Below are 24,393 nucleotides of genomic sequence, written 5' to 3'. Positions count from 1 at the left end.
TAACACCAAGTGATACTATACCACAGCGGACAAACGCCGCGCAAGAAAAACCGCAGAAAAAATCAAGCCGCAGCAAGCTGGCCGCAACTGAAACACAACCGATCGTCACTGCGGCTTTCCGGAGGTAATGATCCGCAAAATCTGCTCATACTCCCCTTTTGCCGGCAACTCGTAAGTTCCGCTTCGGATTTGATTGACTTTCCCTTGGGCTGCGTTCAAAAACGCGTCGGCATCCGTGATCACGCCGTTTTTCACCAGCATTTCCGCAATCTGGGAAGCAACCATGCCTTCTTTGATTTCAACTGTCACTTTGCCCAGTGAGGTGCCGGCGTCATTGTTTTGTGGTTGGGCCGAAGACAGTTGCTGATTGCTTTGGGGCGAAGGCGCCAAATTCGTTGGAGATTCAGGTGAAGGCATCCGATTGGTGGGAGCGGGCGCGGCAACTTGCGGAGCGGGAGGCATGGCCTGTGATGTCGGTTCCGGTTTGGGATTTGTCAAATCGGAAATTCCGAATAAACAGGAGGCCACCAACAACCCTGTGCCAAATCCGTACAGAAAGTTGCGATTTTGGATCATGCGGTGTTCCCCTGTTTCGCCAGATTGAGAACCATTTGAATCTCTCCCATGCCGATACCGGTAGCTTTCGAGATTTGTTCCGGTGAGCGCCCCTCTTTCGCCATCGTGACGACACGGCTGTAGTGCTCGTTGAACACAATCGCCGGGGTTGCTTCCGATTCCTGGCACTCCCGGTTTTCGCTCTTTTGCAGCAACTGCCCGACTTTTTCTTCCAATTCGCCGATCCGTTCCCTGTTTGCGGCGATTTCTTGCCGCAACTGGTTTTTCAACTGTTCAATCGTCTGCAGAAGGTATTGATTTTCCTTCTCTAATTCGTCCATAAATTCTTCCAAGCTTGCCTCCAGTTCTTTGTCGGGAAGGGCAGTTGCCGGTTCCGGTTTTCCTTTTAGAGCCGCGTAAAGCACAACCCCGATTCCAAACAGGGACACGAACCAAAACATCTTGATGTCCAAACCAAATCTCTCCTTTTGATCAGAGCCGTGATGATATGTTCATCCCCGTATGTCAACATGCTTGCCTTTGAATGGATGGGGCGATTGCGATTGCGCATGCTGCTCCTTGGCCCCCTGTTTCCGCTGCCGGTTTTTTCGCGGCGAACGGGAATGTTCTTTTCGCTCGGAAACAGCCTTGCTTTCATCAGGGCTGTTCGGCCTTCTTAAATCCCTCTCCGCTTGCTTTTGCGCTGCCAGTCCGAAGCTCATTTGCTGGTTCAAATGATGTTGCTGCAGTTGCTGCTGGATCTTAGCCGCTTCCGTGACTTTTGGCAAAGCGATTTGAAGCTCGATATTGCGGCTTGTCATCCCGCTCACCCCGTCAGCAAAATGTTGGACATCACCAAACTGAAGCCTACAAAGGGATCGTCCGCACCTCGGCATCATTGATCACGAATGAAACCCGCGAAATGGCATCCCGTACATAGTACACATAGTTGCTGATTGTCACCTTTACGCCGGGATGAACCGTTTCAAACACGTTCACGCGGGCGCTCTTGATGTCTTGCAGCGCGACTTCAATCTCCGATCGGCGCATCAGCAGATCTTCCTCTTCCACCCGGTAATGTTCAAGGGTCAACCGCAATTTTTGCAAAAGCGCCTTCTTGTCATCCGGAAGATTGCCGCCGATGCCCCCCATATTCTCAAGCAACGCGATCGCTTTTTGCGTTTTGTCAATCTGCTTGGATAGTTCTTTCAAAGATTCATGGATGGACGCCAGTTCCGCCCGCAGGTGCGGGTGAACGCCGACTTCCACTTCGGTCGGGGTCGCCATCGGTGAGCCCAGCACGCGGGTGACCACTTCTTCCCCGGCTCTTACGATGCCGCCTACGATCACCGCTTTGCGCCCGTCCATGATCACTTTGGCACCGGCGCTCACCTGGCTGTGCATGATGCTTTCTCCCACCATGCAATTACCGCCGACATCGACAATCGCGCTTTGGATAAACAGCGTTTTCAGATTTCCGCCAGCCCGGATCCGGCCCTTGTTCCGCCCCTGGACACCGCCGCGTATCGTCACGTTGCCACCGGCTTCGATCAGCGCGGCATCCATATACCCGTGAATCTCGACATCCCCCTCGGCTTTGATTTTGAACCCGGGCTGAACGTTGCCCATAATGCGGACGGAACCGCTGAATTCGATATTGCCAACCGAGAAATCCACATCTTTTTGCACAACGTATTCGTCAAACACATGAATTTTGTTATCCCGCGGCGAATAGGTGACATGTCCGTCCGTTTCTGCAATAAGGCTGCAACCGTCTGCGGCGACGGACGTGTTGCGGCCTTGCGGCAGACGATGGTCGCGCCCCCGTTTGGCAGGGATTGTGTGCCCGTTGACTCCGAGGCCGTCCTGACCGTCGGTCGGGGGGACACGCGTAGCCAATACCTGGCCTTTCTTGACCAAATTCACCGATCCCATGTCAAAATAATCGACGCGCCCGTTTTCCAAGACTTTCGGTTTGCGAACCCCATCTTGTTCAACGTATATCTCGATCCGCGCATCCTCGCCCGCAACGGGTTCCCTACCTCTCGCGACTCGCACCCGTTCTTTCAGATAGGAGGCAGGACTCATAACGATCTGCTGGCAGAGAACCGTATCAATTCCAAACTGGATGCCGGTGCTGCGGAGATAATCCAACAGTCCGTCCAGCGTAAGGGTAACTTCTTCAGGCGGAGCAGATTCCAGCAGAAGGCTTCCGTAAAGGCCTCCTTCCTCCAGGATGACTTTGGCGTTTTGACTCCACCAGTTCTTTTCCGAAACCGTTTCCATGGCGGTCCTCCCCCATCCCTTTTACATAAAATCCTGTTTCCTCCGACTGAGCGCGCCACGCAGCCTGTAAATCGCCTTGGTGTGCAACTGGGAAACCCGCGATGGGGTAACTTCCATAATTTCGGCAATTTCTTTTATGGATAACTCTTCATAATAATACAACGCCACGACCAATTTTTCCTTCTCGGGCAACCGGTTGATCGTCTGTTCCAGGAGCGACTTCAACTCTTCGCGGGTAACGCGAGAACTCGGGTCTTCCGCCGTCGGATCCGGAACGATCTCGTAAACGGTCTGGTCCTCACCGGCCGCATGAAACGTTTCCTCCAAAGAAATGACAGCACCCATCGAAATTTGCGCGATCCTTTTGCGAAATTCTTCCGGACTGATCCCCATATAAGCCGCCACTTCTTCGTCCGAGGCAGAATCCGACTTTTGCGATTCCACCGCCGCGTAGGAGCGCTCGATTTCTTTCGCCCACTGCCGCACTTGTCGCGGCATCCAGTCCATTTCACGGAGTCCATCGAGAACCGCCCCACGGATTCGCCAAGTGGCAAACGTCTCAAACTTGACCCCTTTTTCCGGTTCAAACCGCTCGATGGCGCCGATCAAGCCGATGGTGCCCATACTGATCAAATCTTCCCGGGAAAGGTGAGCAGGCAACCCTTTCGCAATGCGACCGACGACTTGGTGAACGAGAGGCAAGTACTTTTCGATCATCTCGTTCATCTGCGCCCACCTCCGTTACTCCTTCATGGCTCGCACTGCCTGCACCACTTTCTCGATCCGCTCTTCTCCAAGGTCATCCCGCTTCCCGATTACCCAGGGGCGAAAATCGTCGGGAGAAGGCGGCGCATCAAAGTGTTCCGCCGGCAGCGACACGTCAAAGCGGGTTCCCGCCACAGCATTCTGCTCCGGATCTTCCTGTGGCTGAATGGATGGAGCGAAAGTATCGCCAACGGGAAACAGAGACTGCGTGATCAAAGATAAGAGAAAAATGAGGATAAACCCTATGAGTCCGCGTTTGAAACTGGTAACAAGCAGGTTTCCGCCCGCCCAACTCGCAAGGAACGCAACCGCAAAGCCGCATGCTCCGGCCACCCACAAAAACCGGTTGAAAAAAAAGTGTCGTTCTTTCTTCATATGACTTTAACTCCTTGCGAAACCGTCCGAATCGTCAACGTTCCGTCCGCAGCGGAAAAATCGATTGTTCTTCCGGCATTACCGCCCGTATCTTCCGCCCGGATCGGAATCCGCAACAGCTGCAGCGCTTCTTTCACCGCATCGACATTGCGCGGGCCAACACGCATCAGGTCATTCTGGCTCAAATTCGCAAACATCTGGGCGCCACCGGCAATTTTTGCAATCATCCGGCTTACGCTTGCGCCTCTCTCCTGCATCTGTCTGACAAGCAGCGGAATCGCCGTGTCGGCGTATTTGGCAGGATTCTCTACACCCGGTTTTCCGGCAGCCGGGAGCATCACGTGCGCAAGTCCCGCAACTTTCACCGTCATGTCGATAATCGCGACGCCGACGCAGGAGCCAAGTCCGACCGTACGAAGAATATCCGGGTCACAGGCAACATTGAGATCGGCCATTCCGACTTTCACGATATTCAAGCGTAATCCACCCCCAACGCTCGAAATATCGTTTCCACTGAACCCGGATCGGGAAGAAAGAAAAAGTGGCTGTCCACATTCTTGTCTCCCTGCCAGAACTCGGTATCCACCACAAGCGCCATATCGCTGTACATGCCGACGTGCATGACGGCGATATTCAACATCGCACCCGCCATGTCGATGGCGATTGCGGGCACGGAAGCGTGGATGTTCGCCTTTGTAAAATCGGAGAACGCCGAGAGATAGGAACCGCCCAAGATGTTGCCGATTTCCATCAGCGCCGACAGGTCCATTTCGGAAAACCCGTCTTGCCCCGGATCATAACCGGTTAAAATGTTCAACAACATTTTGGCGCTCTCCACTGTCAGCATCAGGAACATGCTACCCGGGATGTCGCCTTCCACCCGGAGAAACACGCCCACGACAAGCTGTTCGGCCCCTCCGATTACCTCGTCGATTTTCTGCAACGGCACGACATGGACGCGGGGGACGTTCATGTCGATCTCTTTCCCCATCATCACCGAAAGGGCCGTGGCTGCGTGACCCGCACCGATATTGCCGACCTCCCGCAGCGCACTGAGTTGAAAATCATTCAATCTTAACAACGGATCGTTCATTTCCGGGTCTCCATCTCGTTGAGTTGCTGCAGTTCTTCCGCGTTGAGGACTTTGTCAAGGTTCAGCAGGATCAAAAGCCGGTCGTCCAGCTTCGCGACCCCCTCAAGATACGCCGCGCGGATGCCTCCCACAACTTCGGGTGGCGGTTCGATGGCATCCGTTCGAATGTCGATCACATCATTGGCCGAATCGACAATCAGGCCGACTTCCATGTCTCCCACCGCCACAATGATGATCCGGGTCGTATCGGTATAGTTTTCCTCTCCAAGGCCAAAGCGCTTTTTCAAATCAATGATTGGCGTGACAACACCGCGAAGATTGATAACCCCTTTGACAAACCCGGGCGTTCTCGGCACTCTGGTGATGCGCTGCATACGCTCGATCGACCGCACCTGGTTGACCTCGACGCCGTATTCTTCTTCCATAAGCCGAAATACGATATACTTGTTTTCCTGCACGCTTTTTTCCGTTTCTTGTTTGTCAAACATCGCAAGAAGCCTCCTTTTAAGGGATCAATGCATTGCAATCGAGAATCAGCGCAACCTGCCCGTCGCCAAGAATTGTGGAACCGGAGATTCCGAAGATGCCGCCGGAAAGATACTTGCCCAAAGACTTCAGCACCACTTCCTGTTGTCCGATAAAAGAGTCGACAACCAATGCGGCGAGTTTGTCCCCCTTGCGGACGATCACAACGTTTTCCTCGTCGCTCAGCTTCGGCTCCAGACGCGGGATGGAAAACATCTCTTCCAGATAGACGAGCGGAACAACACGCCCGCGGAAGTCCATCACCGACTGTCCGTGCACGCTCTTGATCTCCGAACGCTTCAAATTGGCCGTTTCAATGATGGAAGTAAGCGGGATCGCATATTTTTCCTCGCAGATTTGGACGAGCATCGCCTGGATGATGGACAGGGTCAGCGGCAGTTGAATGATAAACTTGGTGCCTTCGCCCAGTACGGAATTGACAATCACCCGGCCGCCGAGAGACTCGATTTTGCTTTTCACCACGTCAAGCCCGACGCCGCGGCCCGATACGTCGGAGATTTGCTCCGCCGTGCTGAAGCCGGACCGGAACAGAAAATCAAACACTTGCTCATTGGTCAGGCTCTCGGCGCGCGCCGCGTCAACCAGCCCCCGCTCGATCGCCTTTTGCAAAATCTTCTGGCGGTTGATGCCGCGTCCGTCTTCCGAGATTTCGATGAATACGTGGTTGCCGGAATGATAGGCGATCAACTGCAGCTTTCCGACTTCACTTTTACCCGCTTGAATCCGTTCTTCCGGCGTTTCCAGGCCGTGGTCCAAAGCGTTGCGCAGCATGTGGACAAGCGGATCGCCGATTTCGTCGATCACCGTGCGATCGAGTTCGGTCTCGGCTCCCAGAATTTCAAAATCGACCTTTTTGTTCAGCTCTTTCGCCAAATCGCGAACCATTCGCGGGAACCGGTTAAATACGGTTTCCACCGGCACCATCCGGATCGTCATCACAATGGATTGCAGATCGGTGCTGACCCTTGACATATGCTCGACCGTTTCGATCAGTTCGGGATTGTTGATTTCGCGCGCAATCTGTTCCAGGCGCGTCTTGTCGATGACGAGTTCGCTGAACAGGTTCATCAACACGTCAAGCCGTTCAATATCCACACGGACTGACTTGCCAGCGGAGAGCTTCTTGGCGTCCACTTGCCCCTTGTTGTTGGCCGCCGGCGCTTTCCCGTTGGATGCGACCGGCGCTTTCCCGTTCACCCCCGCGGCAGGCGGAGTTGCAGCCGTCGGCGGCGCTGTTGCGGTTGCGGCAGCCTCCGCAAGAGCCGCTTCTTGTTCCACCTGCTGAGCCACCAGCATGTCGGCAGTGATCTTCTTTACCTCAACCAGAGCGACTTCCGATATTTGAAGAGCTGCCTGCTTAACGGTTTCCTCATCGGCGTCGGTGACCAAAACCACCTCGAATTCATAATCGAACTTTTCCTCTTCGATGTCTTCCACGCTGGGAACCGACTTAATAATCTCCCCCAAGTTTTCATATGCATTGAATACCATGTAAGAACGTGCGGCGCGAAGGACACAGGATGGGTCGAGGACGACGCGAACGGAGTAAACAAATTTGCCGTTCGCCAGAGATTCCCTCAGTACCGTGTGTTCATACTGATTAAACGACATTGCGCTTGGAGCGGCGCTGCCGCCTTCGGTAACCGAAGCGGATGCGGCGGCCGGTTTCCCTTCGATCACGGCCGTGAGATTCTTGATGATTTCTTCGATCTCAACCGATGTATCCGTTCCGCTTTCGATAATGGCCGCCAGTTGGGATTCCAAAATGTCGACACAGCGGAACAAAACATCCATCACTTCGTCGGTGACCGGGAGTTTGTCGTTGCGCATCAAATCCAACCCGTTTTCCATCTCGTGGGTCAAATGGGCCATTCTTTCAAAGCCCATGGTTGCCGCCATCCCTTTCAGCGTATGGGCGGAACGGAAAATCAGATTGACGATCTCAAGATCTGTCGGGGATTGTTCAAGCGCAAGCAAGTTGTCATTGATCGCTTGCAGGTGTTCTTTCGATTCTTCAATGAACATTTCCATATACTGATTCATGTCCATTTGGAATCACCTCCTACTTCTTTGCAAAACTCAGGATTTGCCGGGCGACATCATAGAGCGGCACCACCGCGTCCACGCATCCGGTTTCCGCCGCCGCCTTCGGCATCCCGTATACCACACAGGTTTCTTTTGCTTCAGCGATCGTTTTCCCGCCGGCTTGCTTGATCAATTTCAATCCTTCCGCCCCGTCGTTGCCCATTCCGGTTAAAATCACCGCTTGCACCGCCACGCCTTGCAACGCCGCAACGGAACGGAACAAATTGTTGACCGCCGGACGATGCCCGCCGACCGGAGGGGTTTGATCAAGCTTCACCACATAACGGTTTCCTGACATCGCGACTTCCATATGATAGTTTCCCGGCGCAATGTAGACATGACCCGGTTCGAGTTCTTGGCCTTGTTCCGCCTCGTGTACGCGGAGCGCACACATCTGGTCCAGCCGGTTGGCCAGCGACTTGGTGAACCCCGGCGGCATATGTTGAACGATCACAACCGCCGCCTTCAAATCGGCCGGCAAACCGGTCAACACGGTTTGCAAAGCCCGGGGGCCGCCGGTGGAAGTGCCGATGGCAATGATTTCTTTTAACTTTCCGGTTCCGGAGATACGGGGGGATGGGTCCTGTCTCGGCGCTTGCGAAACGCTTGTCACCTTCGTCAAGGTGGGAATTTTCGGATTTGCAAGCAGTTCTTTTTTCCGTTTGCCGGCCGCTTTCACCTTTAAAACCAATTCATCGGTGACTTTGGCCAAATCCAGCGAAATGCTTCCGGACGGCTTCGGAATGAAATCAAAAGCGCCCAACTCCAGCGCCCGGATCGTATAATTGGCCCCGGATGTCGTCAAACTGCTGAGCATGATGACAGGCAGCCGGTAAAGTTCAAGGATTTTTGGCAGGGTCTCCAAGCCGTCCATCACCGGCATTTCAATATCCAAAGTCACCACATCCACTTGCTGTTGCGACAACACATCCAAAGCATCCTTGCCGTTGCGGGCCGTAGCAACCACTTTGATTCCCGGATCCGTCTGCAAAATGTCGCTGATGACACGCCGCATGAGCGCAGAATCGTCTACAATCAGCACCCGTATAGGTTCCATCGGTGTCCCCCCAAAATCCACTAGTTGCGAAAAATGTGCGTCAATTTGGACAGAAAAGCCGCAATCCCTCTCCCGCTGTTTTGAGGTCCGGTCGTGATCTTTAACTGGTTTCTGACAAGTTGTTCAATGCATCTAGCAGCCGTGGACTCCGGATAACGAATCAAAAACGGAACCTGCTCTTTGACCGCTTTTGACACCTTGGGGTCGTCAAGCACATAGCCGAGCGTCTGCAAGTCCAAATTCAGAAATTTTTTCGCGGCAAGGGCGATTTTTTCGGCCGCTTGTTTCCCTTCCGTCAAGGAGGACGCCCGGTTGATCACCAACTGGATGTTTGCCTTCTCGCCGCGTATTGTCACCACTTTGATCAAAGCGTAAGCGTCCGTAATGGCGGTAGGCTCGGGAGTGCTTACCACGATCACATCGTCGGACGAAAGGATAAACCGCAGGGTGCCTTCGTTCAGCCCGCCCCCCGTATCGATGATCAGATAATCGGCAATCCCTTGCAGTTCTTCCATTTGGTGGATCAAATAATTCAACTGTTCCGGCCGGAGATGCAAGAGGTCTTGCAGCCCCGATCCGCCGGCGATAAACTGAATCCCATACGGTCCATTCTCCAATATTTCCCATATGGTCGCCCTTTTCCGAACCAGATCCGCCAGCGTCAATCGGGGAGATTTTCCCATCAGCACGTCAATGTTGGCAAATCCGACGTCCGCATCAAGCACCACCACTTTTTTTCCCAACTGGCTGAGACCGAGGGCAAAGTTTAGAGAAAAATTCGACTTTCCCACCCCCCCTTTTCCGCTGGTGACGGTGATCACCCGCGTTTCCGATTGCCTTGCATTCCTGCCGGAAACCAACTGCCGAAGGCGCTCCGCCTGATCATGCATAGGGTTTCTCTCCCACTACCAGTCTGGCGATCTGATCGGGTGTGGCGATCTCGATGTCATCAGGAACATTCTGGCCCGTCGTAAGATACGCGAGCGGTTTTTTGAAACGATGCGTCAGGTTGTAAATGGCACCATAACTGTTGGTTTCATCCAATTTGGTGAAAATGAACTTGTCGATCGCGACACCTTCAAAATTCGCCACAATGTGTTCCAGATCTGACGCTTTTGTCGTAAGCGACAACACGAGACACGTCTCATCGGGCTGAGAAGCTTTTAGGAATTCGTTCAATTGGTCCACAAGCGCGGTGTCGCCGTAATTCCGGCCTGCAGTGTCAATCAAAATCAAATCCCGGTCCTGCAACTTCTCGATCGCCTGTCGAATCTCTTCCGTCGAAAACACCACTTCCACAGGCAGCTGCAAGATGTTGGCATACGTTTTGAGCTGCTCCACGGCCGCGATCCGATAGGTATCGGTCGTGATAAACCCCACTTTCCGCTTGTTTTTAAGCAACTCGTTGGCCGCAATCTTCGCGATGGTTGTTGTTTTGCCGACGCCAGTCGGTCCGACAAACGCGACAATCCTCGAATCGGGAGACAGTGGTGTCGGCAGAACGGTGTCATGAATTTCCTTACTTATTAAGTTTATTAACAGATGTCGAAATTCCTGCTCTTCCAGTAAATGAATTTCGTCGTTTTCATAAAGAATCTTCATGACTAAAGTTTCGGCCAATTCAGGAGCCACATCGTTCGCCACCAGTTCGGATCTGATTTTTTGAATGGAGCCGGGCAACACCTCAGGAGTTTGCCGGAGAACTTTTGTTAAAATCCCGCGCAGTTCCTGAACTTCTCTTAAAATTTCGGTTTCCGAACCGGAAGAGGACACGTCGTTCGATTCCTTTACCGGCGGCTGAATGTGGGAACGGACCGCCTTAACCGGACTTTGTGTGGTCGCCGTTTGTGCCGCCGGACGTTTTTCGGCCGCCTTTTTCCGGGGAGCGGATTCGTTGTCATTTACGGCAGCGACCACTTCCAGTTGGCTGACGCTGAACAAGCCAAGGAAACCGCGCTGTTTGATTTTCTTGGAACTGAGTATGACAGCGTCATGACCCAAATCCTGCCGGATCTTTGCCAGCGCTTCAGGCATGTCTTTGACCACATACCGTTTGACAATCATCAGATGTTCACCGTCCCTCCGCTTTTAACCTCTATGGATGGATCCAATTCGTTATATGACAGAATGGGCACATCGGGCAGCGCCCGCTCCAGCAGCCGTCTCACGTGCATGCGGATATTGGGTGACGTGAGAATGATCGGGGTATGGCCGGTTGCCATAACATGTTGAATCTGTTCGTTGACAGATTGATAGATTTTTTGGGAAACCGACGGATCCAACACCAGATAGGAGCCTTGTTCCGAATGCTGAATATGGTCGACAATTTCTTTTTCCACGGCGGGTGACAGGGTGATCACCGTCAGCGGCTGTCCGGGAGTCCGGTACTGCTGGGTAATCTGTCTCGCCAGGGCGGTTCTTACGTATTCGGTCAAGAGATCGGAATCTTTGGTATACTGAGCCGCATCCGCCATGGTCTCGAGGATCGTGACCAGATCCCGGATAGAGACTTTTTCCCGCAACAGATTGGCCAGGACTTTTTGGATATCGCCAACGGTAAAGACCGCCGGAACCACTTCTTCCACAAGCGCCGGATAGTGGTTGCGGAGGGAGTCGATAAGCTGTTTCGTTTCCTGCCGCCCCAACAGTTCGTACGCGTGGCGTTTCAGAATTTCCGTCAAATGGGTGGCCACGACAGACGGTGGATCGACCACGGTATACCCCGCCATTTCGGCCGTTTCTCGCATCTCCTCGGCAATCCACAATGCCGGCAGGCCAAAGGCGGGTTCCTTCGTTTCGATGCCAAACACATTCGGGTCGTCAATGCCCGGACTCATCGCCAGATAGTGGTCAAGCATCAGTTCACCCCTAGCCACTTCGTTGCCCTTGATTTTGATGACGTATTCGTTCGGACGAAGCTGGATGTTGTCGCGAATCCGGATGACAGGCACGACAATGCCCAGTTCCATGGCGAGCTGTCGGCGGATCATAATGACGCGGTCCAGCAGGTCTCCGCCTTGATTCGTATCCGCCAGCGGAATCAAAGCGTAGCCGAATTCAAACTCGATCGGATCGATATGCGTCAAATTCATGACACTTTCCGGACTGCGCACTTCCGCCTGTTCTTCTTCAGCTACCTGTTCCTGCAATTTGATTTCTTCAACCGCCTTCGTTTGCTGGATACGGAATCCGCCGAACGCCACAAGCGCAGCAATCGGAAGCGTCCGGAGCGGGCCGATCGGAGTGAAAAACCCGAGCAGCACGATCATCCCGGCAACGATGTAAAGCATGCGCGGATAAGCCAGAATTTGCTTCATCACGTCCTGGCTCAAATTGCTTTCCGATGCCGCCCGCGTCACAACGAGTCCGGTCGCTGTCGAAATCAACAGGGCGGGGATCTGGGAAACCAAGCCGTCCCCTACGGACAGCAGGGTGTATTGCTGCATGACCTGCGTAAAGCTTAATCCCTTGTTGTTCATCGTCATCCCAATGATGAAACCGCCGATGATATTGATGATCACAATGATGATGGATGCGATGGCGTCCCCTTTTACAAACTTGCTGGCTCCGTCCATCGCCCCGTAAAAGTCCGCTTCCCGCTCAATCGTCTTCCTGCGCTCACGCGCCTCTTTTTCCGTAATAAGCCCGGAGTTGAGATCCGCGTCGATACTGATCTGCTTCCCCGGCATCGCATCAAGGGTGAAACGGGCAGCCACCTCCGCCACCCGCTCGGCGCCTTTCGTAATGACAATAAATTGAATGATCACCAGAATCAAAAACACGATAAATCCGACGACCGCGTTGCCGCCAACGACAAAATCACCAAAGGTGTGAATGACGTTGCCCGCTTCGCCTTTACTGAGAATCAAACGGGTGGAGGAGACGTTCAGTCCCAGCCGGAACAAAGTGGTGATCAGTAGCAGCGCCGGAAAAACGGCAAACTGCAGCGGCTCCTTCGTATTCATCGCGACCAAAAGAATCGTCAAGGAGGTGGCAAGATTGATGATGAGCAACAGATCGAGCAGCCATGTCGGAAGCGGGATGACCATCATCACAACGATCCCGAGAATTCCGAAAATGACTGCCAAATCGGACATCTTCATGCGCTCTTCCCCCCTTGCCTACACTTTTCGTTTCAATCTGTACACATAAGCCAGCACTTCCGCGACAGCCTGGAACAATTCCGGCGGGATCGACTCCCCAATTTCGACTGTCCGGTATAACGTTTGCGCCAAGGATTTGTTTTCAACAAGGACTACGCCGTTTTCACGGGCGATTTGCTTGATTCTCTGCGCGACTTCGTCGATTCCCTTTGCCAGCACGATCGGAGCTTCCATCCGCTCCCCGTCATACTGGATCGCCACCGCAAAGTGCGTCGGGTTGGTGATTACGACGTCCGCCTTCGGCACTTCCTGCATCATGCGGCGCATCGCCATCGCTCTTTGCCGTTCCTTGATTTTCCCTTTGATTGTGGGGTTCCCTTCGGTCGTTTTGTATTCCTCTTTGACTTCTTCTTTGCTCATTCGCAAACTGCGTTCATGGTCATACCTCTGGTAGAAAAAGTCGAAAATCGCCAGCGCAAGCAGGAGAAGTGCAGCCTTCCACATCACGGTGAACGTGATGCCGCCGACAGCGCCGAGTATGTCTTGCGTTTCCATCCGGGTGAGATTGGACAGGTTGTTGATTTTCCCGATAATGGTGTCGTAGACGATATACCCGAGGAGCGTCACTTTCATCAGCGATTTGAGCAATTCGACAAAGGTTCGCTGCGAAAAGATCCTTTGAAATCCCGCAATCGGATTGATTTTTTCGAGTTTCGGAACAACCGGTTCCAGCGTGAAAATACCGCCGACTTGCAGGTACGACGCCAGGAATCCCACCGCAAACACAACGGCGACAATCGGCAGAGCCAATTTGGCTGTCTCAAGCAGCGCTTCCGTAAACAGCCGGCTTGCATTCCCTTCGGTCAACAGCAAAGAAAGATTGGTGGTAAAGCTGATTTTCAAATAGGTGAACAAATTGTCTATATAAAACCCGCTCAGCAGTTTGATGACCAGGACCGACCCCAACAGGATCAGCGCGGAAGACAGTTCGGGACTTCGCGGAATCTGCCCTTTTTTGCGGGCTTCCTGAAGTTTGCGGGGCGTCGGTTTTTCCGTTTTCTCTCCGGCGAACTGTTGCAGATTCCATCTGATCATGCCCGGCCTCCCAACAACTGCAGAAGCGAATCCACCTGTCTGAACAGAAGGTGAAACATATCCTGAAAAAAGTAGATCAACACCGGCACAACAAGAATCATCATAAAAAGTCCGAGCAGCAATTTGACCGGCAGGCCCACGACGAAAATGTTCATTTGGGGAACGGTTCTCGCCATGATCGCAAACCCGACATCGGTCAGAAACAAGGCCGCGACAACCGGCATGCTGATCTTTACGGCTATCAAAAACATCACGGAGAACGCTTTGAAAAAAAATTCCAGCAGCCCCTCCGTCATCACAAACGCGCCGGGCCGGACAAACCCGAAACTTTGAATGACGGCGGTAATCAAGCCGAAATGTCCGTCAAGGCCCAGAAACAACAGCAGGGCCAAAATATTTTTGAAACTTCCGAGAATCGGAATGTGAGTCCCGAACTGCGGATCAATCACGTTTACGACCGAAAACCCGATTTGCATGTCGATAAACTGGCCCGCCACCTGAGCGGCGGAAAACAGCAGCACACAGATATATCCGATCACAAGCCCGATCAGCACCTCTTTGACAACGGCTACTATGAGCAGGATCGGACTGGCAAACAGGTTCTCCCCTGTTTCCAGAGCGGGAACGGAGGGAAGCGCGATCAGGCTGACGAAGAACGCGAGCCCGATTTTAAAATGAGCCGGCACCCCGCGCATCCCAAACACCGGCGCCACGAGGAACATGCTGCCGACACGGGTCAAAATCAGCAAAAACGTCTCGACCTGTACGAGCAAAGCTGCAAAACTCACCGCTACCTCCGCTACCTGACGAATTGCATTAGGTTCCCCATGATTCCGTTTGTGAAATCGAGGAGAACCGAAAGCATCCAGGGGCCGAACACCGCAAGAGCGACGATGACAGCCAGGATTTTGGGGATAAACGACAAAGATTGCTCCTGCACCTGCGTGGTCGCCTGCAAAATGCTGACGATCAATCCAACGACCAAACCAAGGATTAAAATCGGCGCCGAAATTTTCAGGGTGGTTAACAGGGCCTGCTGCCCCAGTTGGATCACAAACTCGGTTCCCATGCCTCACATCTCCTACTGATAACCCTGAAGTAACGATTTCACTACCAAGTACCATCCGTCGACCATCACGAACAGCAGAATCTTAAAAGGAAGAGAGATCATAATCGGAGGCAGCATCATCATCCCCATCGACATCAGGGTGGTGGACACCACCAGGTCAATGATCAGAAACGGAATGAAAATCATAAAGCCGATCTGGAATGCGGTTTTCAGTTCGCTGATCGCATAGGCCGGCACCAGGGTTGACAACGGGATTTCCTCCACCGTCGCCGGGACAGGGCTCTTGCGGTATTCAAGGAACAGCCGCAGATCCTTTTCGCGTGTCTGTTTTGCCATAAAGTGTTTAAACGGGATGGCCGCCTGTTCAAAGGCCTGCGTCTGCGAGATCTGACCGGCCAAATAAGGCTGCAGCGCCTTTTGATTGACTTCCGACAAGGTAGGAGTCATCACAAACAAAGTCATAAAAAGCGCCAATCCGATCAACACCTGGTTCGGCGGCATTTGTTGGATCGACAGGGCGTTGCGGACAAATGACAGAACCACGATGATCCGCGTAAAACACGTCATCAAAATCAAAATGGCGGGCGCAAGCGACAGTACCGTCAAAAGCAGGATGATCTGCACGCTTGTCGCGACGCTTTGCGGATTATCCGAAGTTTTTACATCCACATTGATGCCCGGTATCCCGATCCCTTCGGCAAACCCCGTACCCGTATGCATCCATAGCGCAAACACTACCAAGAGGAGCAATGTCTTTTTTGTCATCGGTTATCAGAGTCCCATTCCCGAATCTTCTTCCGTTGATCTTTCAATTGTTGCAGTTTCGCCTGCAAAGCTTCAGAGAACGCGGGAGTCTCCACTTCTTCGCCAAGGTCCGTTTTTCTTTGGATCGGCAACCACTTTGGTAACCAGGCGGGAAGCTCCGGGCCGGCAGGAGCCGGAGTCCGGGCTTTGATCTTGTCGACCAATTCTTCGTCCGTGATCACGTCCAGCAATGTGACGTCCTCTCCCACGCCGAGCACATAGACGCGATCCTCAAACGACACCATGTGAATCGTTCGGTTTGTTGAGAGCGGGTGGACGGAGATCGTACGCATTAAGGGATGCACTCGGCCCGCGTTGGTCTTTTGCGCCAGAAAGCGAATCAACAAATAAATGACGGCGGCCACCAGGCCCAGCGCAACGATCAGCTCGACGATTCCAAGCAGCAACGGCCACCCGCCGCCAGCGCCCGCTCCGGGTGTGGCCGGTTGTGGACCGCCACCTTGACCGCCTCCGCGTTTTATCATGTCTTCGACGCTATCACCAAGTGCCAACAAGCGCACTGCCCTGTCCCCTTTCAACGCTGCCTAACCGATTACCTTTTTGATCGCTTCAAGGACGCGTTCCGCCTGAAACGGTTTCACGATAAAATCCTTCGCTCCCGCCTGGATGGCGTCGATTACCATCGCCTGTTGCCCCATTGCGGAACACATGATCACCTTGGCGTTCGGATCGAACTGGCGAATTTCTTTTAAAGCTCCAATCCCGTCCAGCTCGGGCATCGTAATGTCGAGGGTCACAAGATCAGGGTTCAATTCCTTATACTTGACAACCGCCTCTTTTCCGTCCTGCGCTTCCCCGATAACCTCATAGCCGTTTTTGGTCAGGATCTCCTTGATCATCATCCGCATGAATGCCGCATCGTCCACCACGAGAATTTTTTTGCCCATTTTTCCAGTCCCCCTGTCCAAATTATTGAAGTTTCGAAATTCGCTCCGCCGGAGTGAGAATATCGGTAACGCGAACCCCGAAGTTTTCATCGATGACCACAACTTCGCCTTTTGCGATCAATTTGTTGTTTACCAAAATGTCAACCGGTTCCCCGGCGAGTTTGTCCAATTCGATGATCGAGCCGGGGCCAAGTTCCAGGATTTCCTTGATCTGCTTGCGCGTTCTTCCCAACTCAACCGTAACTTGCAACGGAATATCCAGCAACAGATTCAAGTTTCCGCTGCTGATCACGGAAGTGTCAGCCGGAGACGCGTCAAAAGCCGCAAACTGAACCGGCTGAACATTGACCGCAGGTGCCGCCATATGGCCGGCAGGAGGCATGCCATATGCACCCGCAGGCGGATATCCGCCAGGCATTCCCATTCCATGCATACCCGGCGGCGAAACGGGCGGATAGTAGGCTGCCGCTGGCTGGTGATACCCCGCTTCAACCGGTTGTGGTGACGCTGCCGCAGCCGGTTGTTGCGGAGTTGCGGCTGCCGGTTGCTGATAAGTGGCAGCGGCCACTTGCGGTTCCGCAGCAGAGGGTGCCGGTTCCGAACTTGTCGCCGCCGATGTCTGAGCGGCTTCCTCCGGGGCGCTCTTGCCGGTCAGTTTTGCAAGCATCGTTTTCGCAAAGCTGATCGGAACGAGCTGCATAATATTGGAATCGATCAGATTTTCCACCAGCAAACGGAACGAAATCTTGACCAGCACTTCGTCGGTCGGAAAAAGCTCAGCGGTGCGCTGCTCGTCAAAGGACAATACCTCCACATGGGGTGGGGTGATATTCACCATCATGTTAAAAATCGTGGCCATTGAGGTGGCTGCCGACCCCATCATTTGGTTCATCGCTTCCGCCACGGCGCTCATATGCAATTCGTTCAGTTCGCCGGGTGTCACCTTGCCGTCGCCGCCCATCATCAGGTCGGCGATCACCTGCGCGTCTTCGATGCGGATGGCCAGTACGTTCGATCCGACGAAACCGTCCGTATAATCCACCTTGATGACCACATGCGGGATCGGCAAATCATGCTGCAACTGTTCTCTTTTCACAATCTGCACGTTGGGGGTGGTAATCTCGACCTTGTGTCTGAGCAACGTCGAGAGAGCGGTCGCTGCCGTACCAAAGGAAATGTTGCCGATTTCCCCCAGGGCGTCGCGTTCAAATTCATTCAAATAGTCATCTATGTTGGGTTCTTGTTCGTTTTCACTTGCGCTTTGCCGCAAAAGCGCATCGATTTCTTCTTGTGACAGGAAATCGTTACTTGTCACCTTCCATCACCCCTTCCTCAAGAACTTGAGTTATTTGCACCGCGATCTTGCCCCGGCTGATGCCGGGTTGTCCGAGAAATTTCCGGTTCTCCCCGACCCTGATCTCAATTTTCTGGTTGATGTCATTGTCGAGCTTGATTACGTCCCCTACCGCAAGTTGCAGAAATTCGCCAACGCTGATTTCGGAGGACCCCAGCACCGCCGTGATCGGCAGCAGCGCTTTGTTCAACGATTGCCGGAGCGCTTTCAGGTCTTCCGAATTGTCGCGCGGTTTTTTCATGTTCATCCAATAATGGGCGGACAATTTCGGCATGATCGGCTCCAAAACCACATGCGGCATGCATATGTTAATCATCCCGGTCGTTTCGCCGATCTTGGAAGACAGGGAAACAACCGCAACCGTTTCATTCGGCGAAACCAGTTGCATAAACTGGGGATTGACTTCCAACATTTCCAATTCGGGATCCAGATCGGCAATTCCTTTCCAAGCCTCGCGAAAATATTCGAGCGCTCTCCCAAACATTCGCGTCATGACCGTGGTTTCAATCTCTGTCAGGGTTCGCACTTCTTCCTGCCCGATTCCTTGTCCCCCCAACAACCGGTCCAGCATCGCATACGCAATATTCGGGTTAACTTCCATCACAAACTTTCCGTCCAAAGGATTGACGCCGAAGACGTTCAAAATCGTAACTCTCGGTATCGAACGGATAAACTCCTCATAGGGCAACTGTTCCACGGAAACCACCTGGATCTGGACATAGGAGCGTAACTGTGCAGAAAAGTATGTTGTCAATAAGCGAGAAAAATTTTCAAAAATCCGGGTCAAACTGCGGATTTGATCCTTGGAAAAACGCATGGCCCGCTTAAAATCGTAATTGCGGATCTTGCGCTCCGTCTCTTCCTTCCGGATCTCCTCCGCTGACAGTTCGCCGGATGACAGAGCGGCCAGCAGAGCGTCGATTTCACTTTGCGACAATACTTCTGCCATTCACAGTCACCTCCTCGCCTTGTTCCTGCAACGTATTCCCTCTATCATGCTATTACTGTACGACAATATCCGTGATGTAGACGTTCGTGACTTTTCCTTTTTGCAAATACTTGTTGATTTCGTCTTTGATCCGTGTACTGAGTTGTTGATACCCTTTGTCATTTTGGATATCGATGTGCGTCGTCGAGTGGAGAATCTGGTTGATCGTATCTTTCACCTGAACTTTGCGAAGCCCCAACTCTTCGACGGTCTTGGCCGAATCCGCCTGTAAAGTGATGCCGATCTGGATCAGGCTGGAACCGGAGAGATTGGTCGTGATCTTGTCCACCACATACTGTGCCGCAGCCAATTCCTGAGCGGAGGGAACCTTGGGTTTCGCTTCCGAAGACTTGAGATATTGAAAGCCTACAAGGGCCACAACTCCCAACATCGCAACGGATATGATGATGATCAGCGCAAAGTTGAACAGCTTATTCTGAAACAAAACGATCACCCCGCATTCTGACGGACTTGCAAGCCAATCAACCCGATGGTCTTGTAATATTCGGTGATCATGCGCACCACCTCGTCCACCGGTTCTTTGACAACGATTTTTTTGTTGTTGACCAAGGTAATCACCGTATCCGGCGTCGCCTCCACCACTTCAATCAACGTCGCGTTGAGCATTAGTTCCGCGCCGCTGAACCGCGTCAACCGTATCATCTTCTCTCACCTCGGGTATGCAAGGAAGCAGCCGGGCCGCTCCTCACTTCCTAGTAAACTTTTGAACCGCAATGGTTAAACCCTGGTACGATCCCCTTCGGAACACCGGCCCCGGAAAAACGTTCGTTGGTTTGACTCGCCTTGGAAAAGGGAGCCCCGCAAGTGACAAAAGTCCAAGTCGCAAGTGACTTTTGTCCCAAGTCACTTAACGGGGCTCTCTACTTTATCGCTTCAAGTTGACAAGCTCCTGCAAGACTTCGTCGGATGTCGTGATAATCCGCGTATTGGCCTGGAATCCGCGCTGCGCCACGATCATTTCGGTGAATTCGTTCGAAAGATCCACATTGGACATTTCAAGCGCTCCGACGATCAAGTTGCCGCGCCCTCCGGTTCCGGCGATGTTGCTAGCTGCTGCCGGAGCAGCGCCGGAGTTAGCAGTAGGTACATAAAGATTTTGTCCCCTTTTTTCTAAGCCCGCCGGGTTCGCAAACTTAACAACCTGAATTTGTCCTGCGGTTACAGGGGTGCCGCCGCCGGAGGGGATATAAGTAACTATACCTTTTTCATCGATCTGATATGACTGAGCGTCTTCAGGTATTGTAATTGGACTCCCGGATATACCTAAAACTTTCATTCCGTTGGGATTTACAAGCGCTCGTTGCGCAGGGGGGCCACCTGTGCCTGCGTCAAGAAGAAAGTTTCCAGCACGGGTATAATAAGGATTTGTACCATCGGTTACAGCAAAAAAACCTTCTCCGTTGATCATTAAATCAGTCGGTACATTCGTAGTCTGGGCGCTTCCTTGCGTATGAACCGTGTCAATTGAGGAGATAGCCGTCCCCAAACCGATTTGTTTCGGATTGATCCCACCAAGTGCTCCGGGCGCAGCCGCACCGCCCACCGTCTGGCTCAAGATGTCTTTAAAAGTTACACGTCCTGCTTTGAAGCCGAAGGTATTCACGTTCGCGATGTTATTGCCGATTACGTCAAGCTTGGTCTGAAAGTTGCGCAAACCGGAAATTCCGGAATACATGGCACGAAGCATTCTTCATTCGCCTCCTCGTCGTGTGGAACGCGTCAGTCGGTCGGCGTTCCCGTGGACCTCCACCAAGTGGGCCGGTCCTATAAAATCATGGCACTGTCAATGTTGGTAAACACGTTGTCCCGCATGGACCGCTGGTCCACCGCCGTAATGATGGTGCGGTTGGGAACATTGACGACAAAAGCGGTGCCTTTATACATGATCAGCGATTCCCGTCCGCCTTTGGCTGCCACCCGGTCGATCGCCTCGCCAATCCGGCCCAGGTCCGCGTCGTTCAGGCGGATGTCCCGTTTTTCCAGCCGCTGTTTCGCGTGATTGGAAACAATCACATTCGTCTTCTTGAGCTGTTTTTCAAGTTGTGCCCGAAACTCCCCAGGCTTCACCGCGGGCTGTCGTGTGGCCGCTTTCCCAGGTGTCCCCGCCACCGGCAGCGGACCGCGAATCCCCAACAACCACTCTCGGTTCATCCCGCCACCTCGCTTTTTACTTTGTGACTTTCACTATATCCTCGAGCGCGACCAGTGCGGAATCGACTTTTACCTGCATCACTCCATCTTTCATTTCGGACCCGACAACCGTGCCCTGAACTTCGTTTCCTTTTGCATCCCTATAGGTCACCGTAGCGCCTAACAGATCGGTTACCACGCCGAGCCTGTACACTTTTTGCAGTTTGTCCAGATTTGTCGCCACATTGGCCATCTGCTCCAAGGCGCTGAACTGGGCCATCTGCGCAATGAACTGCTGGTCTTGCATCGGAGCCAGCGGATCTTGATACTGCAACTGTTTCAACAGCAATTTGAGAAAATCGTCTTTTCCCAGTTGCTTCGGCCCTGTGCTCTGTACGGTCGCAGCGCCGCTGCCAATGCCGCTTGCCGCATTTACGCTCATCGCGATCACCTCCTACGCCACAACATCAATTTGACCGTTTCCGATCCCCGCGCCCCCGGTTTGATACGGAACAGGTTCATCCAGCTTGAATACCGCATCGGCATACCGGGCTTTACGCGAGGTTTGCGCTTGCCCGTCCCGCTGCGGCTGCTGTTTTTGACCGTCAAACATTCCCTGGCCGCCGCTTAAGGAATTGGGCGAAGCGGACGAAACCACTTCCACCCGGTTGACTTGCAGTCCTTGCGATTCAAGCTGCTGCTTCAACGCACCGAGTCCTGCGTCCAGCAGATGCCGGGCATATTGCGTGTCTGCAGCCAGTTGCAATGCAAGCCGGCCGTTTTCGCCTACGATCCGCACATGCACTTCACCGAGCCCTTCGGGCAGCAACGTGATTCGCATTTCATTCGTGCCGCCGCGTTCGATCAACGTGGCCTGCTTGACCACGATCGAGGGAAAATCGGCTTTAAACTGTTCCACCGAAACGCTCGCGTGCGCAGGGCGGGCGGGCAGGTCGAAATCAACCGAATGACCAGCCTGTGATGCGGATGCCGGGTTCAAAAGACCGATTTGAACAGATGGCATCTGCTCGTTTGCCGTCCGGGCGGATGCCAAGTTTTCGGCAACACTTGTCGGCAACGGTGCGGCAGCGGTCTTGAATTGCCATGCAGCCGTTTCCGCTGCCAACTCCTTCCCGGAGTTTGACTGACCCTGCTTGTCCGGTTGAGCGGCTGCAACCTGCAAATTTTGCAGTTCCGGACGAATCTGCGTCGCTTGCCGCGCCAGCAGATCCTCCACCCGTCGTTCCGTCTTCACAACGGAAGCAAGGAGTTGCCCCCCGGACCATGCGGGAAGCTGCGGCGCCTCCTTGGATGCGATCGAACGTTGAACCGATTGAATCAAATTCTCGAGCGCCTCTTTGAGGCTCAGTCCTTCTTTGCCCATCGAATCTTTGATGCTCTTCAAGGCGTCAGCCAACGAAACGTCCGCTCGCTTCAACAAAGAAACGAGAGCGGTTCCCGCTTGTTCCGCGCTTTCGGACACCTTGGCGCTTTTATTATTTTGGAGGACATAAGTCCCCACCGCCACCGGCAGTCCAGCCATCCCTGCTTGTCCTGTCGTCGCCCCTACGGTTTGAACGGCAGAATCCGGAACAAGCGCTGCGGAATCCGGGATGTCCAACGAATTCGCCTGGACGCCGGTTTGATTGGGTGAAAACCCCAGAAAAGCCAGCAATTCCGCCAACTGCTCCGCGTTCAAGCCGGAAAGCAGACGCAACAACTCGCTCCAATCGCCGTCCGCATTTTGCGTTTGCGTGAATTGCTTCGCCAACAAAGTCTGAAACGCTCCCGGCACAGCCGGCGCATTCGGGGACTGAGCGGAACTTGCAGTTTGTGTCTGGCCTCCCGTCACCTGCAAAAGCAAATTTCCCGTCATGTTCATCCTTCTCACCTCCTTTCCAAGTCAAAGCGTGGTATGTGCCTATGGTGCAAAGCCGCAAATTGGATCAATTAGCGCTCAAGCAATTTCGCCGCAGTCTGCGGATCCAGTTCTTTCATAATATCGATCCGGCTCCACGAATCCATCCTCTGAATAATCGCTCTTGCCTGCGCAAGCGGAAGTTCCTTGATGATCTTGGCCGCCTTATCCGCCTCCATGCTTGCGTAAAATGTTGCTTTGTCTCTCCAATAACTATCCGACATCCGACCGGTATAATCCTCCATCGTTTCGAAACGCGCCGCCAGTTTCGGGTCCATTTTCGCCAAAATCTGCGCTTTCTGGTCCAGGCTCATCGCGTCCAGATGGATTTTAGCCTCGCTAAACGGCAGCTCCGCGAGGATTGCGGCCGCTTTGTCCGGCGCCATTTGGCTGTACAACGTCTGCGGCTTTTGCGGCTGCTGCGGTTGACCCGGCTTCGACGCATCGGCGACCGCTTTCGTCTGATCTTTTACCTGATCGGATTCCAACTGCGCCGCAATTTTAGGGTCCATTTTTTCAAGGATCGAGGCCCGCGTTTCCGCGTTCATCCCCGCCAAGATCGCCCTTGCTTCCCCAACCGGAATCTGCGCCAGGATGGCGGCCGCTTTCGCGGGAGACATCGAACCGTACACCTTCGCTTTCTCGGTTGAAAACGGACTCGCCTCCCCGTTTGGCGTACCCCCGCCGGATTCCAGCGCAGCCACGATTTTCGGATCCATTTTCTCAAGGATGTTCGCCTTGATGTCCGACTTCATCGCGCCAAGAACTTCCCTCGCTTCTTGCGAAGGGAGTTTGGAAATGATGGCGGCCGCGTTTTTCGGCGACATTTCGCTGTAAATTTTCGCCTTGGTTTTCAGCAGTTCGACGGCTGCCTGGCGGTCTTCCGCCTGCTTTTTTTCGGCGTCCATTTTCTGCAGCAGTTTCATGAGTTCGCTGTCTTTGGCATCCAGATCCTGTTGCAGCGTTTCATTCTTTTCCCGGGTTGTTCCCAGGGCTTTCGTCACCTCGTCCAATTGCGCCTGCAGTCTGCTGATCTCCGAGCGTTCTTGCTTGGTTGCCTCGTCGGGCGGCACGATCGAACTGAGACCCGGGGTGTGGCGTGCGATGGACAGCAGTTTGCCGGATACGTCGTAACCCATGAATTGCAGGACAAGCCCCACAATCAAACTGGTGAACAGAAGTGGAAGGATAATGATATAAAACAACCACTCCATTCTGCCGTATGTTCTTTCTTCCATCTT

29 protein-coding genes are annotated in these 24,393 nt (G+C 53.3%); all 29 read right to left on the bottom strand.

Annotated elements, in window-relative coordinates; translation table 11 throughout:
* Positions 1-105: 105 nt before the first annotated feature.
* Complete coding sequence (locus tag AC4ED1_RS01070) at positions 106-576, bottom strand: endolytic transglycosylase MltG (RefSeq protein ID WP_490935550.1); 471 nt, start codon at positions 574-576, stop codon at positions 106-108.
* Positions 573-1,028, bottom strand: a complete 456-nt coding sequence (locus AC4ED1_RS01065) for a hypothetical protein (protein WP_490935549.1) — start codon at positions 1,026-1,028, stop codon at positions 573-575. Before AC4ED1_RS01065 ends, AC4ED1_RS01070 begins: the two co-directional genes overlap by 4 nt.
* Positions 1,029-1,067: 39 nt before the next feature.
* Positions 1,068-1,376 (bottom strand): hypothetical protein, encoded by a 309-nt coding sequence (locus AC4ED1_RS01060; RefSeq protein WP_490935548.1) that lies wholly within the window; start codon positions 1,374-1,376, stop codon positions 1,068-1,070.
* A 46-nt stretch (positions 1,377-1,422) separates the two neighbouring features.
* Complete coding sequence (locus tag AC4ED1_RS01055; protein ID WP_490935547.1) at positions 1,423-2,841, bottom strand: flagellar assembly protein A; 1,419 nt, start codon at positions 2,839-2,841, stop codon at positions 1,423-1,425.
* A 21-nt stretch (positions 2,842-2,862) separates the two neighbouring features.
* A complete protein-coding gene (locus AC4ED1_RS01050; RefSeq protein WP_490935546.1) occupies positions 2,863-3,567 on the bottom strand; it encodes a FliA/WhiG family RNA polymerase sigma factor in 705 nt (234 codons plus the stop codon).
* 15 nt (positions 3,568-3,582) lie between these two features.
* Positions 3,583-3,981, bottom strand: coding sequence for a hypothetical protein (locus tag AC4ED1_RS01045; RefSeq protein ID WP_490935545.1), 399 nt, complete (start codon positions 3,979-3,981; stop codon positions 3,583-3,585).
* Entirely contained in the window at positions 3,978-4,457 is a 480-nt protein-coding gene (locus tag AC4ED1_RS01040) for a chemotaxis protein CheD (protein ID WP_490935544.1), read from the bottom strand. The genes AC4ED1_RS01045 and AC4ED1_RS01040 overlap by 4 nt, the downstream gene beginning before the upstream one ends.
* Positions 4,454-5,074: a chemotaxis protein CheC gene (locus AC4ED1_RS01035; RefSeq protein WP_490935543.1), complete on the bottom strand. Its 621-nt coding sequence runs from the start codon at positions 5,072-5,074 to the stop codon at positions 4,454-4,456. Before AC4ED1_RS01035 ends, AC4ED1_RS01040 begins: the two co-directional genes overlap by 4 nt.
* Complete coding sequence (locus tag AC4ED1_RS01030) at positions 5,071-5,562, bottom strand: chemotaxis protein CheW (protein WP_490935542.1); 492 nt, start codon at positions 5,560-5,562, stop codon at positions 5,071-5,073. Before AC4ED1_RS01030 ends, AC4ED1_RS01035 begins: the two co-directional genes overlap by 4 nt.
* Positions 5,563-5,578: 16 nt before the next feature.
* Positions 5,579-7,669 (bottom strand): chemotaxis protein CheA, encoded by a 2,091-nt coding sequence (locus tag AC4ED1_RS01025; RefSeq protein ID WP_490935541.1) that lies wholly within the window; start codon positions 7,667-7,669, stop codon positions 5,579-5,581.
* 13 nt (positions 7,670-7,682) lie between these two features.
* Positions 7,683-8,762, bottom strand: coding sequence for a protein-glutamate methylesterase/protein-glutamine glutaminase (locus tag AC4ED1_RS01020; RefSeq protein ID WP_490935540.1), 1,080 nt, complete (start codon positions 8,760-8,762; stop codon positions 7,683-7,685).
* A gap of 20 nt (positions 8,763-8,782) precedes the next feature.
* Positions 8,783-9,652 (bottom strand): MinD/ParA family protein, encoded by an 870-nt coding sequence (locus AC4ED1_RS01015; protein WP_490935539.1) that lies wholly within the window; start codon positions 9,650-9,652, stop codon positions 8,783-8,785.
* Positions 9,645-10,826 carry a flagellar biosynthesis GTPase FlhF gene (gene flhF / locus AC4ED1_RS01010; protein ID WP_490935538.1) on the bottom strand — a complete coding sequence of 394 codons (1,182 nt, stop codon included), beginning with the start codon at positions 10,824-10,826 and terminating at the stop codon, positions 9,645-9,647. Before flhF ends, AC4ED1_RS01015 begins: the two co-directional genes overlap by 8 nt.
* Positions 10,826-12,865 carry a flagellar biosynthesis protein FlhA gene (gene flhA / locus AC4ED1_RS01005; protein WP_490935537.1) on the bottom strand — a complete coding sequence of 680 codons (2,040 nt, stop codon included), beginning with the start codon at positions 12,863-12,865 and terminating at the stop codon, positions 10,826-10,828. Before flhA ends, flhF begins: the two co-directional genes overlap by 1 nt.
* An 18-nt stretch (positions 12,866-12,883) precedes the next feature.
* Positions 12,884-13,960, bottom strand: coding sequence for a flagellar biosynthesis protein FlhB (flhB, locus tag AC4ED1_RS01000; RefSeq protein ID WP_490935536.1), 1,077 nt, complete (start codon positions 13,958-13,960; stop codon positions 12,884-12,886).
* On the bottom strand, positions 13,957-14,748 hold the full coding sequence (gene fliR / locus AC4ED1_RS00995) for a flagellar biosynthetic protein FliR (protein ID WP_490935535.1): 792 nt from the start codon (positions 14,746-14,748) through the stop codon (positions 13,957-13,959). Before fliR ends, flhB begins: the two co-directional genes overlap by 4 nt.
* Before the next feature lie 11 nt (positions 14,749-14,759).
* A complete protein-coding gene (gene fliQ, locus AC4ED1_RS00990) occupies positions 14,760-15,029 on the bottom strand; it encodes a flagellar biosynthesis protein FliQ (protein ID WP_490935534.1) in 270 nt (89 codons plus the stop codon).
* Positions 15,030-15,041: 12 nt separating this feature from the next.
* Positions 15,042-15,794: a flagellar type III secretion system pore protein FliP gene (gene fliP, locus AC4ED1_RS00985; protein WP_490935533.1), complete on the bottom strand. Its 753-nt coding sequence runs from the start codon at positions 15,792-15,794 to the stop codon at positions 15,042-15,044.
* Positions 15,791-16,354 carry a flagellar biosynthetic protein FliO gene (locus tag AC4ED1_RS00980; protein ID WP_490935532.1) on the bottom strand — a complete coding sequence of 188 codons (564 nt, stop codon included), beginning with the start codon at positions 16,352-16,354 and terminating at the stop codon, positions 15,791-15,793. The genes fliP and AC4ED1_RS00980 overlap by 4 nt, the downstream gene beginning before the upstream one ends.
* A 24-nt stretch (positions 16,355-16,378) precedes the next feature.
* Positions 16,379-16,741 (bottom strand): response regulator, encoded by a 363-nt coding sequence (locus AC4ED1_RS00975; RefSeq protein ID WP_490935531.1) that lies wholly within the window; start codon positions 16,739-16,741, stop codon positions 16,379-16,381.
* A 22-nt stretch (positions 16,742-16,763) separates the two neighbouring features.
* A complete protein-coding gene (gene fliY, locus AC4ED1_RS00970; RefSeq protein WP_490935530.1) occupies positions 16,764-18,056 on the bottom strand; it encodes a flagellar motor switch phosphatase FliY in 1,293 nt (430 codons plus the stop codon).
* A complete protein-coding gene (fliM, locus tag AC4ED1_RS00965) occupies positions 18,046-19,044 on the bottom strand; it encodes a flagellar motor switch protein FliM (RefSeq protein WP_490935529.1) in 999 nt (332 codons plus the stop codon). The genes fliY and fliM overlap by 11 nt, the downstream gene beginning before the upstream one ends.
* A 52-nt stretch (positions 19,045-19,096) precedes the next feature.
* The gene (locus tag AC4ED1_RS00960) at positions 19,097-19,528 is read right to left on the bottom strand and encodes a flagellar basal body-associated FliL family protein (protein ID WP_490935528.1); all 432 of its coding nucleotides are present in this window, start codon (positions 19,526-19,528) and stop codon (positions 19,097-19,099) included.
* 5 nt (positions 19,529-19,533) lie between these two features.
* Complete coding sequence (locus AC4ED1_RS00955) at positions 19,534-19,746, bottom strand: flagellar FlbD family protein (RefSeq protein WP_490935527.1); 213 nt, start codon at positions 19,744-19,746, stop codon at positions 19,534-19,536.
* A gap of 223 nt (positions 19,747-19,969) precedes the next feature.
* The gene (flgG, locus tag AC4ED1_RS00950; RefSeq protein ID WP_490935526.1) at positions 19,970-20,791 is read right to left on the bottom strand and encodes a flagellar basal body rod protein FlgG; all 822 of its coding nucleotides are present in this window, start codon (positions 20,789-20,791) and stop codon (positions 19,970-19,972) included.
* A 77-nt stretch (positions 20,792-20,868) separates the two neighbouring features.
* A complete protein-coding gene (locus AC4ED1_RS00945) occupies positions 20,869-21,255 on the bottom strand; it encodes a TIGR02530 family flagellar biosynthesis protein (protein WP_490935525.1) in 387 nt (128 codons plus the stop codon).
* Between the two features lie 16 nt (positions 21,256-21,271).
* Positions 21,272-21,676: a flagellar hook capping FlgD N-terminal domain-containing protein gene (locus tag AC4ED1_RS00940; RefSeq protein ID WP_490935524.1), complete on the bottom strand. Its 405-nt coding sequence runs from the start codon at positions 21,674-21,676 to the stop codon at positions 21,272-21,274.
* Between the two features lie 12 nt (positions 21,677-21,688).
* The gene (locus AC4ED1_RS00935; RefSeq protein WP_490935523.1) at positions 21,689-23,116 is read right to left on the bottom strand and encodes a flagellar hook-length control protein FliK; all 1,428 of its coding nucleotides are present in this window, start codon (positions 23,114-23,116) and stop codon (positions 21,689-21,691) included.
* Positions 23,117-23,184: 68 nt separating this feature from the next.
* The gene (locus tag AC4ED1_RS00930) at positions 23,185-24,390 is read right to left on the bottom strand and encodes a magnesium transporter MgtE N-terminal domain-containing protein (protein ID WP_490935522.1); all 1,206 of its coding nucleotides are present in this window, start codon (positions 24,388-24,390) and stop codon (positions 23,185-23,187) included.
* Between the last annotated feature and the right edge of the window lie 3 nt (positions 24,391-24,393).

The sequence above is a fragment of the Effusibacillus sp. SKA8 genome, assembly GCF_058273125.1.
Note: the sequence above shows the minus strand (reverse complement) of the source record. Positions and strands in the feature narration are given on the sequence as shown.